This is a genomic window from Planctomycetota bacterium (assembly GCA_035574235.1).
GTDB lineage: Bacteria > Planctomycetota > MHYJ01 > MHYJ01 > JACPRB01 > DATLZA01.
On record DATLZA010000090.1, the window covers coordinates 16,373 to 28,132 of the forward strand.

13 protein-coding genes are annotated in these 11,760 nt (G+C 71.8%); 6 read left to right on the plus strand and 7 right to left on the minus strand.

Annotated features, from left to right (window positions below; all coding sequences use genetic code 11):
- Positions 1-24: 24 nt before the first annotated feature.
- Together VNO22_07685 and VNO22_07690 are read left to right on the plus strand one after the other, a co-directional pair.
- The gene (locus VNO22_07685; protein HXG61237.1) at positions 25-1,371 is read left to right on the plus strand and encodes a mandelate racemase; all 1,347 of its coding nucleotides are present in this window, start codon (positions 25-27) and stop codon (positions 1,369-1,371) included.
- 70 nt (positions 1,372-1,441) lie between these two features.
- Positions 1,442-1,858 carry a twin-arginine translocation signal domain-containing protein gene (locus VNO22_07690; GenBank protein HXG61238.1) on the plus strand — a complete coding sequence of 139 codons (417 nt, stop codon included), beginning with the start codon at positions 1,442-1,444 and terminating at the stop codon, positions 1,856-1,858.
- Between the two features lie 64 nt (positions 1,859-1,922).
- Here the strand turns inward: VNO22_07690 and VNO22_07695 are convergent, their stop codons facing one another.
- Positions 1,923-3,260: an enolase C-terminal domain-like protein gene (locus tag VNO22_07695; protein HXG61239.1), complete on the minus strand. Its 1,338-nt coding sequence runs from the start codon at positions 3,258-3,260 to the stop codon at positions 1,923-1,925.
- Positions 3,261-3,324: 64 nt separating this feature from the next.
- Between VNO22_07695 and VNO22_07700 the strand changes: the two genes are divergently transcribed.
- The 4 genes from VNO22_07700 to VNO22_07715 all read left to right on the plus strand — a co-directional run bounded on the left by VNO22_07700 (position 3,325) and on the right by VNO22_07715 (position 7,278).
- Positions 3,325-4,599, plus strand: coding sequence for an MFS transporter (locus tag VNO22_07700; GenBank protein ID HXG61240.1), 1,275 nt, complete (start codon positions 3,325-3,327; stop codon positions 4,597-4,599).
- Positions 4,600-4,632: 33 nt separating this feature from the next.
- Positions 4,633-5,265 carry a ribonuclease HI gene (gene rnhA / locus VNO22_07705; GenBank protein HXG61241.1) on the plus strand — a complete coding sequence of 211 codons (633 nt, stop codon included), beginning with the start codon at positions 4,633-4,635 and terminating at the stop codon, positions 5,263-5,265.
- Positions 5,266-5,402: 137 nt separating this feature from the next.
- Positions 5,403-5,894, plus strand: a complete 492-nt coding sequence (locus tag VNO22_07710; protein ID HXG61242.1) for a hypothetical protein — start codon at positions 5,403-5,405, stop codon at positions 5,892-5,894.
- Positions 5,895-5,898: 4 nt separating this feature from the next.
- The gene (locus tag VNO22_07715; protein HXG61243.1) at positions 5,899-7,278 is read left to right on the plus strand and encodes a hypothetical protein; all 1,380 of its coding nucleotides are present in this window, start codon (positions 5,899-5,901) and stop codon (positions 7,276-7,278) included.
- Between the two features lie 4 nt (positions 7,279-7,282).
- Here the strand turns inward: VNO22_07715 and VNO22_07720 are convergent, their stop codons facing one another.
- The 6 genes from VNO22_07720 to VNO22_07745 form a co-directional block, all read right to left on the minus strand.
- The gene (locus VNO22_07720) at positions 7,283-7,789 is read right to left on the minus strand and encodes a PTS sugar transporter subunit IIA (protein HXG61244.1); all 507 of its coding nucleotides are present in this window, start codon (positions 7,787-7,789) and stop codon (positions 7,283-7,285) included.
- A gap of 43 nt (positions 7,790-7,832) precedes the next feature.
- Complete coding sequence (locus VNO22_07725; GenBank protein ID HXG61245.1) at positions 7,833-8,474, minus strand: hypothetical protein; 642 nt, start codon at positions 8,472-8,474, stop codon at positions 7,833-7,835.
- A gap of 63 nt (positions 8,475-8,537) precedes the next feature.
- On the minus strand, positions 8,538-9,683 hold the full coding sequence (locus VNO22_07730) for an aminotransferase class V-fold PLP-dependent enzyme (GenBank protein ID HXG61246.1): 1,146 nt from the start codon (positions 9,681-9,683) through the stop codon (positions 8,538-8,540).
- A gap of 64 nt (positions 9,684-9,747) precedes the next feature.
- Positions 9,748-10,230, minus strand: coding sequence for a transcriptional repressor (locus tag VNO22_07735; GenBank protein ID HXG61247.1), 483 nt, complete (start codon positions 10,228-10,230; stop codon positions 9,748-9,750).
- 67 nt (positions 10,231-10,297) lie between these two features.
- On the minus strand, positions 10,298-11,503 hold the full coding sequence (locus VNO22_07740; GenBank protein HXG61248.1) for a tetratricopeptide repeat protein: 1,206 nt from the start codon (positions 11,501-11,503) through the stop codon (positions 10,298-10,300).
- A 3-nt stretch (positions 11,504-11,506) separates the two neighbouring features.
- On the minus strand, positions 11,507-11,760 hold a 254-nt coding region (locus tag VNO22_07745; protein HXG61249.1), incomplete at its 5' end, for an energy transducer TonB.

Sequence of the window (11,760 nt, forward strand, 5' to 3'; positions counted from 1 at the left end):
CGCCGGCCGTTTAGAATCCGGGCGATGGCCGCGCCGCGCGTCCGCGTTCTCGAGTGGGAGCTCTTCCTCCGGCCCGTGCGGACGCGCCTGCCCTTCCGCTACGGAAGCGCGGTCGTCACCGGAGCGCCGGTGGCGCATCTGCGGCTGCGGGTCGAGGTGGACGGAGGCGCGGTCGGCGGCGTCAGCGGCGCGATCCTTCCGCCGCTCTGGTTCGACAAGTCCCCCGGCCGGACGCACGAGCGGGACATTCAGGACCTTCTGCGCTCGGCGAGGACCGCCGCGGAGGTTTATCGGGAGGCCGGCGCGGCGGACCCTTGGACGCTTCATCGGACCGCGGCGCCCCGCGTCCGGGAGGAGCTTTCCGATCTCAACGATCTGACGGCCGGATTCGGAGCGGCGCTTGTGGATCTGGCGGTCGCCGACGCCGTCTGCCGCGCGACGGGCCGGACGTTCCACCGGGCGCTGCGGGAGGATCTTCTGGGCTTCGGCCCGCTTCCCCTCCCGGAGCGGCCGCGGCGGAGAATCTTCGTCCGCCACACCGTGGGACTGGCCGATCCCCTCGACGGCACGGAGGGGGCGCCGCGCGCCCACGACGGTCTGCCGGAGACGCTCGAGGAAGTGGTCCGCGCGTACGGGGTGCGCTACTTCAAGGTGAAGATCTCGGCCGATCGCGAAGCGACGCTCGACCGGCTGAGGCGCGTGGCGGCGGTGCTCGACCGGACCGCGGGCCCGTACCGAGTGACGCTGGACGGAAACGAACAGTTTCACACCCCGGAGGAAGTCGGCCGTCTCATGGACGCGCTCGAGGCGGATCCCGCCCTGCGGAGATTCTGGCGGCGGACGCTCTGGGTGGAGCAGCCGCTGGAGCGCGGGGCGGCGCTCGAGCGGCCGCTCGGGGACCTGGCGCGGCGGAAGCGTTTCCTCATCGACGAGTCGGACGGAACGGACGACGCGGCGGAGCGGGCGCGGGCGCTCGGGTACGCCGGGGTGTCGGTCAAGAGCGCCAAAGGGCTCTACCGGGCGCTTCTGAATTTCCGGAGGATGCGGACCGCGGGCGGGATTCTGTCGAGCGAGGATCTCATGAACCTGCCCGTCGTGCCGCTTCACCAGGACCTGGCGCTGGCGGCGGCGCTGGGGATCGCGCACAGCGAGCGCAACGGCCATCACTACGTGCGGACGTGGGAGGTTCTCTCGGCGCGGGAAGGCCGCGCGGCGCGGGAGGAGTATCCGGCGCTCTACACGGACGGGCCGGCGGGAGGGCCGCGCCTGCGGATCGAGCGGGGGGCGCTGGATCTTTCGGACGTCAACGCGTACGGGTTCGGGGTGCGTTCGGAGCCGGACGCGGCGGCGCTCGATCCCGGGCGCGGGTAAGGACGGCTTGCCTTTGGATACTTTACATGTTATAATTTATCCGCTCAGAGATTTTCGGAGAGAGGGGACCATGACGAACACGCTTTCGCGTCGCGCCTTCCTTCTGGGCTCGGCCGCCGCGGGGGTCGCGGGGCTTTCGGCCGGCTGCGTCAGCAACCCCGCCCCCACGCTCGAGGCCGCGGCCGACCGGACGCTCGCGGTGCCGGCGGCGCTTTCGAAGCCCGGCTCCCAGGTGAAGGTCCGCCTGCCGGGCGGCGGCGACGTCGTGCTCCTCTGGCGCACGGAGATCGGCTTCGGGGCGGCGGCGCTGGCCTGCGCGCACTGCGGAGCCGACGTCTTCTACAACGCCCAGACCGGAACGCTCGACTGCACGACGGGCACGTCGCGCTACCGCCTGGACGGCACCGTCCTCAAGGGGCGTTCCCGGATCCCCCTGCGGGCGTATCTCGTGGACCTGGCGGGAGAGCGCCTGAAAATCCTCGGGTGACGCGCCCCCGGGGCGCGCTCCCGGTTCGTCCCTGCCGGTCCGCGGAGAAACTCCGGCCGCGAACTTACGCCGTCAGCCCCGGACCCGAAAGAATCCCCGTCTCGATCCGGCCGGCGCGCACCGTGAACACGCCCGGAAAGCGCTCCGCCCAGCCGGCGTTGGCCGACGGACAGTACTGCCGCGCATTCCCCTCGATCGCGGTCACGGGCCCCACGTGCGCCGCCAGCGCCGCCGACTGGAGAAACGAAAGCCCCGGACAGGTCAGATCCTGGACGCACAGGAACATGCCGAATTTCTGCGCCGCCGCCGCCATCAGAAGCGACTGCCCCTGCCCCTTGCACGCCTTGAGCGCCACCCCCGAATACCCCTGCTCCCGCGCCAGAAGCAGGCTCTCGTAATCCACCAGCGACTCGTCGATCACCACCGGCTTCAGGCGCGCCGCCCGATGCATGCGGTTCTCCGGGTGCGCCCGGAGATCCCGCGCCGTCGGCTGCTCCACGTACGCGGTCCGCTCGAACGCCGCCGGACTCCGCTCCCGCACCTTCCCCAGGACCTCGAGCAGATACTCCACGTTCGGACACTGCTCGTTGAAGTCGAGCGAATACGTCCACGGCCCCTCCGGCCGCGCCTCCGAAGCCGTCCGGTCCACCGCGACGATCCGATCCACGTCCCAGCCGGCGTCGTTCCCGTTGAGCTTGATCTTGAGGTGCGTGAGCCCGTCCCGCGCGATCCACTCCGCCAGCGTGTTCGGCAGCCCGTCCTCGACCCGCTCCCGCACGTCCGCCGCCGTCAGAGGATCGAGCGCCCCCACCAGGTGATAAAGCGGCAGGAAGGGCTTCGGCCGCTCCTGGACGTACGCGGAAAGAAACTCCCCCCGGAACCGCTCGTCCAGATACCGCGACAGGTCGTGCTCCAGCCACCCCGGCCCGTAGCACGCCCAGACCGGGCGCCCGTAGAGCCGACCGTACGCGTCGTGAAGCGCCGCGTCGAACGGACTCGCGCAGACCAGCGTCGCCAGGGCCGGCACGGGCTCCGGAAGCTCCCGCGAAACCTCCTCCGCCAGGCGCCTCCACTCCGGCTCCCAGCGGTGGCCGAGCTCGACCGGATGCCCCTCGTCCCCCAGCTCCGGCAGGCGCCGCGCGATTTTGTCCGCCACCGCCTCCATCGCCGCCCGCGTCCGGTCCGGCCCCGCCCGCTTCGAGGGAAACGCCCACACGTTCCCCAGCGGCATCGCTCCCGTTCCCCACTCCGACCGGCCGGCGCGATCCTCCACCCGCACCCGCGCCGTCAGGATCGTCGCGTGCGTCGTGGGAACGCCGCCGAACTTGAGCGGCGTGCGGTAGGCGACCCGCTCCTTGCGGATCTCGACCTCCCGGACCCGGACGTGCGCCGGAAGCACCATCGACCCGCATTGTACCTTGTCCGGATTTCTGGACCAGAATTCCTCCGTCTGGTACAAGGGCCCGATGACTCAAGGCAAACCCGCATCCCCCGGCGCCGAGCCCGCGCCCCAGGGCAAATGGATGGCCCTCCTGGCCGCCTTCCTGGGCTGGATGTTCGACGGCATGGAGATGGGCCTCTTCCCGCTGGCCGGACGTCCGGCCCTCCGGGAGCTCCTGGCCGCGCGCACCGACCCCTCGGAGCTCGAACCGCTGGTGCAGGCCTGGTTCGGCTGGATCATCGCGGCCTTCCTCGTCGGCGCCGCCGCCGGCGGCATCCTCTTCGGCTGGATGGGCGACCGCATCGGCCGCGTCAAGGCCATGATCTGGAGCGTCCTGACCTACTCGGTCTTCTCGGGCCTCTGCGCGCTGGCCGCCGCGCCGTGGCAGATCGGCGTCCTGCGCTTCATCGCGGCGCTCGGCATGGGCGGCGAATGGTCCCTGGGCGTGGCCCTCGTCATGGAAATCTGGCCCGCCCAGTCCCGGCCGATCCTCGCCGGCCTCATCGGCGCGGCCGCCAACGTGGGCTTTCTTCTGGCGGGCCTGCTCGGCCTCCTGGTCCCCTCCGCCGAGGGCGGCTGGCGGACGATCTTCCTCATCGGCGCGGCGCCGGCCCTTCTCACCTTCTTCATCCGCATCTTCGTCCCCGAGTCCGAGCGCTGGAAGCACGCGGCCGCCACCGCCCCCAAAACGCGCGTCTCGGAAATCTTCGCCCCGGGCATCGCCGGCCGCACCCTCCTCGGCGCGTGCCTGGCGGGACTCGCCCTCGTCGGCACGTGGGGCTCCGTCCAGTGGATCCCCAACTGGACCGGCCAGTTCACCGGCGGCCGCGCGGGCGCCGCCGAATGGGCCCAGAACGCGCTCGCCGTGGGAGCCATCCTCTTCACGATCCTGGCCGCCCTCCTGGCCGAAAAATACAACCGCCGCCTCGCGTACTTCCTTCTCTGCCTGACCTCGCTGGCGGCCTGCCAGTACCTCTTCCGCGTCCGTCCCGAGTACGGCGGCTTCTTCCTCCTGGTCACCTTCCTCGTCGGGGGCCTCACCGCCGCCTTCTACGGCTGGCTGCCCCTCTACCTCCCCGAGCTCTTCCCCACCCGCGTGCGCGCCACCGGCGCCGGATTCGCCTTCAACATCGGACGCATCCTGGGCGCCGTCGGCGCCGTCACGGGCGGGGAGCTCGTCAAGCGGGTCTTCGACGGCGACGTCGCCCGCATGTGCTCCTGGGTGACCCTCGTCTACGCGGTCGGAATGGTCCTCATCTGGCTCTGCCCGGAAACCAAGGGGCGGCCCCTGCCCGAATGAGGCGCCCTCCGCTACAATGAGGCCGGGGACGAAATGATCGAGGTCTACTTCGACGGACTCTGCGAACCCAACCCCGGCGGCGTGGCCACCTACGGATTCGTGGTCCGCCGGGACGGCCGCATCCTCCACGACGGCCACGGACTGGCCTGCCCGCCTCGCACCCCCCAGTGCACCAACAACGTGGCCGAATACACCGGTCTCGTCAAAGCCCTCGAATACCTGGCGACCCAGGACGTCCAGGAGCCCGTCCTCGTCCGGGGCGACAGCGAACTCGTCCTGCGGCAGCTCACGGGGGCCTACAAAGTCAAATCCCCCCTCCTCGCTCCGCTCTACGAGCGCGTCCGGGAGCTTGCGTCGCGGTTCCCCTCGATCCGCTTCGAACACGTGCCGCGCGAATCCAACGCCGAGGCGGACCGCCTGACGCGCCTGGCCTTCGCGGAATACGCCGGCCGGTCCCTCCCCCCGCCCACGACCGACCGCATGATGGTGGACCTCGTCTTCGCCGCCCCGCGGGACCGCGTGGCCGCCGCGCTCCGCGAAGCCGGATTCGCCGCCGAGACCGAACCCGTGCCGGGCGGAACCCGCGTGCAGTGCGAACTTCCCCTTCAGCCCGAAGCGCTCCGGCCGCTGCTGGCCCTCAAGCGCCGGCTTGAGGGACTCCCCTAGACCCGCCCTTCACCCGGGAATCCCCCGAATCGCGGGGAACCCGCGCCCGTTCGAGCGCTTCCAGCCCCGGGAAGGGCCGCCCGCGGGACGAAATCGTTGCAATCCCCGGCCGTGCGTTCTAGACTTGCCGGGGTCACATGAAACGCATCTCGGGCGGCGTTCTCATGGCGGCGGGCGCGCTGGGTTTCTACCTCTTCGCCCTCCATGCCCGCGTTCCCCAGGACGCCGGCCTCGACGCCCTGGCTCCCGTTCGAGCGCTCGGGGCCCGGTATCCGGCGGACGTGCTTCTCTTCCTCGGCGGTCTCTGGGGAGTCGGCCTGGGCTTCGTCCTGGTCGCCGCCCCCCGGTCCGGCGGCGGAGGCAGAGTGGCCCGGGCGCATCTTCTGAACGCCCTGCTTCTGGTTTCGACGCTCTTCGCGGCCTGGGTCGGCAGCGCGGCCGGCAAGGAAGCCCGCGTCGTGGCGGCCTTCGGAACGGCGGCGCTGGCTCAGATCGCGGTGGGCCTGATCCTCCTGGTCCTGTCCTTCTTCGAACGTCCCAAGGGGGTCGTTCCTCTTCTCCTCGGAACCGTCGCGTTCCTCGGAGGGGCCACGGTGGGTGTCCTCGCGTTCCTCTGGGGAGGCGCCTGAGGCCATGCCCATCCGGCTCTGCCAGAAGTGCGGGTTGAAGGTGCTCGTGGACGAAAGCCAGGTCGCGTCCGCCACCTTCTACTGCCAGCGCTGCACGATCGCGCTTAAGAACCAGGAGGCGCAGGCGCTCGGCGCCGCCGCGGCGTCTCCGCCGGCTCCCGCCCCGAGCGCGCCGGCTCCCAAACCCGCGACGGTCCGCGTGCTCTGTCCCTACTGCAAAGCGTCCTTCAACGGCCGCGTGCCCCAGAGACCCGCCCGCGGAGCGTGCCCGGTCTGCCAGAAGGATCTCATCCTCCTGCCCACCGGCGAGATCCGCCCGGCGGCCGGCTTCGACCTGGCCAAGTGGCAGCAGGAACAGAAGAAGCCGGCCACCCGCGCGCCCGTTGCGGAGGCGGAAGGCACCCAGATGCTCGTCCGCAAGTTCTCCGCGCCCGCTCCCCGGACGGCACCCGCCGAGCCCGAGGCGGAGCCGGCCCCGGCCGCGCCCCCGGAGCCCGAGCCGGTCCGGGTACCTCACGACGAGGGAGGAGGCGCGGCGGAGCTGCCTTCCTGGCTCGACGAACCTTCCGGAAGCGCCCGCGCGCCTCGAAGCGAGGCCGCCCCGGCTCCGGCCGTGGACGACGCTCCGGCGAGTCCGTCCGCCGACCTGGCGGCCGAGGCCCCGGCGCAGGCGGAAGCCTTGGCGAAGGCGGATGAAAGCCCGCCGGCGCGCGTCGAAGAACCGGAACCACCGGCCCCGCCCCCCGCCCCGGAACCCGAGCCCGAAATCCGCATCGCTCCGGAACTCGAGGTCCCGCGCGCCCCGGAGCCTCCGCCGCCGGTCAAGGCGGTCACGTCCCGCCGCACCACGGGTCGCCGGACGGCGGCGCCCGCGCCCGCTCCCGAGCGGAACGCCGCTCCCGCGCCCGCCCGCGGAGGGGCCGGCAAGGCCGCGGCGGCCTACCTGCTCCTGGCGCTCCCGCCGGCTCTTCTGGCCGCCTTCCTCTGGCCGGGCGCTTCCCTCGCCGAAGGAGAGTGGAGCGAAAAGCTCGGCGCGCGCTTTCGGAAAGGCTTCGCCGTCCTCCGCGAGCGGCTGGCTCCGCCGCCTCCGGCCGCTCCCCCGCCCGCCGAGGAGAAGACGCCCTCCCCTCCGCCGCCCGAGGAGAAGCCCAAGCCCACGCCGGAGGATCAGGAGCACGCGAAGGCGGAGATCATCAAGCTCTGGGACGAAGTGCGTTTCGCCCACCAGAAAATCCGCCAGCTCTCCGTGGGCGCCACGGCCGAGCAGAAGGAAGCCATCGAAGCGGCCCGGCGCGATCTCCGGGTGAAGGAAGAGCGCCTGAACGCCCGCGTCGCCCTTTACAAGGAAATCTACGGCGAGGAATTCGACCCCCGCAAACAGTAGCGGCCTACTCGCCGAAGGCGCTCAGGATCCGAATCGCTTCGTGCTCGTCGGCGGCCCGCCCCAGGGCTTCCTTGCGGTCCGGCGTCCCGAAGACTTCCCCGATCCGCCGGTACACCTCGAGGTACAGCCGGTCGTCGTGCGGCGGCGCCACCACGCCGAAGAAGAAGTGGACCGGCGCGCCGTCCGGGGCGTCGAATTCCACGCCGGGAGTGGACCGGGCGAACGCCAGGATGAAGTCCTTGGCCTGAAGCGTCCGCACGTGGGGGATCGCCAGCCCGCCGCCGATCGCCGTCGAAGCCTTCCGCTCGCGGTTGAGAAGGTCCTGGTAGAACTTGCGCTCGTTGCCCACCTTCCCCGAGGCGGCCAGAAGCTCCGCGATCTCCGCGAGCACCCTCTCTTTGACCGACCACACGAAGCGCTCGCGCGACCAGCCCTCGGGAATCTCGGGCGGCGTGGTGGTCCGAAGCTCCAGGCGGATCTGGGCGGGCTTGAGGTAGCGCGTCAGACGCATGGCGGACCGGAACCCTTCCCCCGGTCGCGGAACGTCGGAGACCTTACCAGCGCTTGTACTTCTCGAGCTCCCGGCGGATCGCCAGGATGAGCTGGGCCCAGCGCTCCTCGAAGAGCGCGCCTTCGCCTCCGGCCGCGGGAGCGGCGACCGGAAGCTTCTCCTTCGCCCGGGCGGCCTCTTCCGCCTGCCGGGCGCGCTCCGCTTCTTCCCGGCGGCGTCGCTCCGTCGCGGCGCGCTCGGCCTCCTCCTTCCGCCGGCGCTCCTCCGCGGCCAGGGCCCGCTCCAGCGCGTCCTCCGCGGTCTCGGCCGCGGCGGGCGCGGGGGCGCCGGTGAGACCGGCCAGCTCCCGCTCCAGGGGAGCCACGTCCGCCTCGAGCGACGCCTTCTTCCGCCGGGTCTCCGACTCCAGGCGCGCGAGTTCCGCCAGACGCTGCGTCTTCTCCGCCGAAGCGGGCCGTCCCTCGAGCTCGCGCCGCTCCGCGGCGATCTTCCCGAGGTCCTCCTCCGCCTGCCGGATCTCGGCGCGCTTGGCGTCGATCTCGGCCCGCAGGGCCGAAACCCGCGCGGCCTTGGGATCCGCCGGAGCCGGCGCGGGGGCCGGGGCGGCCGATTCGGGCGCGGGTTCGGGCGACGAACTGCAGGCGGCCAGGGCGAAAACGGCCAAGGCGGCGGACGCGCGTCTCATAAGCACCTCCCGGATGCAAGCCAATCTAACGGCCTTGCCCCGGCCGGGTCAACGCTTTCGCGGTCAGCTCCGAACCGCGACCTCCCGCAGGGCCCGGAGGGCGGCCTCGACATGCTCCTCCGTGTTGAAGAGCCCGAAGCTGAAGCGCACCGTGCCTGCGGGAAAGGTCCCCAGGAACCGATGGGTCCCGGGCGCGCAGTGGAGGCCCGGCCGGCAGGCGATGTCGTGGCGTTCGTCCAGGATCCGCCCCACTTCCGAAGGCTCCACGCCGGCGACGCGGACCGAAACCGGACCGAGCTGCCGCTCGGGGCTGCGGCCGCCGAAGACTTCCACGCCCGGAATCTTCCGGGCCCCTTCGATGAAGCGCAGGGCCAGGTCCCGCTCATGGCGCAGGATCTTCTCGAGCCCCTCCTTCTCGACGAACTCGACGCCCGCGGCCAAGCCTGCGTACCCGTGGGCGTTCGGGGTGCCCCCCTCCAGGCGAAAGGGCATCTCCTCGGGCTGGCGCTCCTGGTCCGCCTTGAAGCCGGTGCCGCCTTCCCGCCAGGGAGCCAGTTCCACCCCGGGCGCCACGTAGAGCGCGCCCGTGCCCATGGGACCGAAGAGGTTCTTGTGCCCCGGGAAGGCCACGAGATCCAGCCCCAGCGCCCGCACGTCCAGGGGCGCCACGCCGACGGACTGCGAGGCGTCGATGAGCGTCGCGATCCCGCGCGCCCGCGCCAGGCGCGCGTACTCGTCGATCGGGTTCAGGACGCCGAGGACGTTCGAGCAGTGCGTGATCGCCAGAAGGCGCGTATTCTTGCGCATCCGGCGCTCGATCTCCCGGGGCGCAACGGTCCCGTCCGGGTCGCACGGGACCTTGTCCACCTCGATCTTCCCTTCGGCGGCCAGGCGCGCCAGGGGCCGGTTGATGGAGTTGTGCTCCGTCGTGGACGTAATCACGTGGTCCCCCGGGCGCAGGAATCCGCGCAGGGCGATGTTGAGGGCGTCCGTGGCGTTGAGGGTGAGGACGACGCGATCGGGACTTTCGGCGTTGAGGAGGCGCGCCACGGCCGCGCGGCAGCGCTGGACGCGCTGTTCCGCCTCGACCGCCATGCGGTGGCCCGAGCGCCCGGGGTTGCCCGCCCAGCGGCGGGCGAACTCGTCCATGGCGCGATAGACGCTTTCCGGCTTGGGCCAGGACGTGGCGGCGTTGTCGAGATAAATCATCGCGGCGCCATTCTACGCTCCCCCCGCCCGCCGCGCAAACCCTCCCGGCGGCCGGAGACGGCCCCTACGGCCGCGCCCCGGCGTCCCTGCGGCCCTTCCCGGCCGCCCCCGAACCGCACGCGCGGCAGTAGCCGAACAGCGTGTGGTGGTGGCTCACGACCGTGAAGCCGTGCTCGCGGGCGGACCGCGCCTGCTCCTTCTCGATCCGGGGATTCTCGAACTCGACGATCCGGCCGCAGCGCAGGCAGACCATGTGATCGTGGTGGCGATGGCCGATGACGTGTTCATAAAGCATCCGATCCTTGCGGAAGGGACGCTCCTCGACGAGCCCCGCCTCGACCAGGACCTTGAGCATCCGCCAGACGGTGACCCGTCCCACGCGCGGATCCCGCTGGCGGACCCAGCGGGCCAGATCGTCGGCGCTGAAGTGCTTGTGGGTCGAAAAGACCGTCTCGGCGATCCGGAGCCGCTGGCGGGTGATCGAAAGCCCCCGCCGCCGCAGGGCCGCCCGAAAGGCCTCCATCTCGCGGTCGATCGCGCCGGCCATACGATCCGGTGACTCTATCCCCGCGACGGATCGGCCGTCAAGCAGAAGGCGAAACGCTCCCGGCGCCCTAGGAGCCGCCCCGCGCGAGCTCCCTGAAGAAGGCCCGCCAGCGCTCGTCCGTCGGGTGCGCTTTCACGGCGTCCTTCAGGGCCGAAAGAGCCTCCTCCCGAAGTCCGGCCTGCAGGAGACCGGCGACCCGGTTCGCGTGAACGGCGGCGTCGCCGCCTCCGCGCGCCACGGCTTGCGCATAGGCGGCCGCCGCCTCCGCCGGTCTCCCCTGCCGGAGCTCCAGATCTCCGAGCGCGCGATACGGGCGCGCGTCGCGTGGATTCGCGCGGGCGGCGGCCTCGTACGCGCGCCTCGCCTCCTCGACTTCCCCGCGCGCGGCCGCCGCGTGGCCGAGGAAAAGCGCCGCCCCGGCGTGGGCCGGATCGATCGCCCGGGCCCGCTCGAACGCCTCCTTCGCGGAGAGAAACTCACCCGTCTGATAGTAGGCGTGGCCCAGGCGGTGGAAGTCCTCGGCCGCCCGCTCCTTCCCGCCCGCGACGAGTCGCGCATAGCAGGCCGCCGCCTCCCGGTACATCCTGCGCTCCAGATAGAGGTCCGCCAGGAGCCGCTCCGCCGCCGGACCGGACGACGCCAGACGCCGTCCCGCCTCGAGGACGTCGATGGCCTCGTCCGCCCGCTCCTGGGCCGCCAGCGCGCCGGCCAGCCGGAGCCGCCGGTTCGCATCGAACGGATCCTCCCGCAGGAGCTCCCGGTAGACCTCGGCGGCTTCGGCCTTCCGCGCCGTCCGTTCGAGCACATACGCCCACAGCTCGCGGGCTTCGGGATCGCGCGGATGGACCCTGAGAAAACGGGCCGTCTCGTGCTCCGCCAGCGTCCATCGTTCCCTCTCCACAAGCGCCCGCGCCCGGAAGAGCGCGTCCCTGCCGCCCGGATCGAGCGATTCCGCCTTCGCCCAGGCTTCCAGAGCGTCCTCCAGCGCCCCCGCCCGGGACGAAGCCTGCGCAAAGGCGCGCCAGAGATCCGCTCCGCTTTCCCCTTCGAGCGCGAGACACGAACGGTAGGCCGCGGCGGCCTTCGCCCACTGCTCCAGGCGGGAGTACGCCAGACCGAGACGGCGCCAAAGGCCGGCGGACGCGCCGCCGCGCGCCGCCGCGCGCTCGTAATGCTCCGCCGCCTCCGCATAGCGCCCTTCGCGGAGCGCACGGTCCCCCAGGGCCGCCTCGTCCTGGACGAAACCGATCAGAAGCATGACGACCCACGCCATCCGTCAGTCCTCCAGCCGGAAGCGAATCCGCTGAACGCACCATACGGCCACCGGCCGGCCGCGGAACATCGCCGGTTCGAAACGCCATTCGCTCACGGCGCGGCGCGCCAGCTCGCCGAAGCGATCATCCCCTTCGATCGCCCGGATTCGGACGTCCCCCACGTTTCCCTCGGAGTCCACCCGGAAGTGAAGCGTCACGGTGCCCTCGGCCGCTTGCGCCCGCGCCCAGTACGGATAGGCGGGCAGCGGGCCGTAGA

Excerpts from the sequence above, each read along its gene's own strand:
- VNO22_07710 (HXG61242.1), top strand. The coding sequence starts at position 5,403 with ATGAAACGCATCTCGGGCGGCGTTCTCATGGCGGCGGGCGCGCTGGGT.
- rnhA (HXG61241.1), top strand. The coding sequence starts at position 4,633 with ATGATCGAGGTCTACTTCGACGGACTCTGCGAACCCAACCCCGGCGGC.
- VNO22_07730 (HXG61246.1), bottom strand. The coding sequence starts at position 9,683 with ATGATTTATCTCGACAACGCCGCCACGTCCTGGCCCAAGCCGGAAAGC.
- VNO22_07720 (HXG61244.1), bottom strand. The coding sequence starts at position 7,789 with ATGCGTCTGACGCGCTACCTCAAGCCCGCCCAGATCCGCCTGGAGCTT.
- VNO22_07685 (HXG61237.1), top strand. The coding sequence starts at position 25 with ATGGCCGCGCCGCGCGTCCGCGTTCTCGAGTGGGAGCTCTTCCTCCGG.
- VNO22_07695 (HXG61239.1), bottom strand. The coding sequence starts at position 3,260 with ATGGTGCTTCCGGCGCACGTCCGGGTCCGGGAGGTCGAGATCCGCAAG.
- VNO22_07700 (HXG61240.1), top strand. The coding sequence starts at position 3,325 with ATGACTCAAGGCAAACCCGCATCCCCCGGCGCCGAGCCCGCGCCCCAG.
- VNO22_07715 (HXG61243.1), top strand. The coding sequence starts at position 5,899 with ATGCCCATCCGGCTCTGCCAGAAGTGCGGGTTGAAGGTGCTCGTGGAC.
- VNO22_07725 (HXG61245.1), bottom strand. The coding sequence starts at position 8,474 with ATGAGACGCGCGTCCGCCGCCTTGGCCGTTTTCGCCCTGGCCGCCTGC.
- VNO22_07740 (HXG61248.1), bottom strand. The coding sequence starts at position 11,503 with ATGGCGTGGGTCGTCATGCTTCTGATCGGTTTCGTCCAGGACGAGGCG.
- VNO22_07735 (HXG61247.1), bottom strand. The coding sequence starts at position 10,230 with ATGGCCGGCGCGATCGACCGCGAGATGGAGGCCTTTCGGGCGGCCCTG.
- VNO22_07690 (HXG61238.1), top strand. The coding sequence starts at position 1,442 with ATGACGAACACGCTTTCGCGTCGCGCCTTCCTTCTGGGCTCGGCCGCC.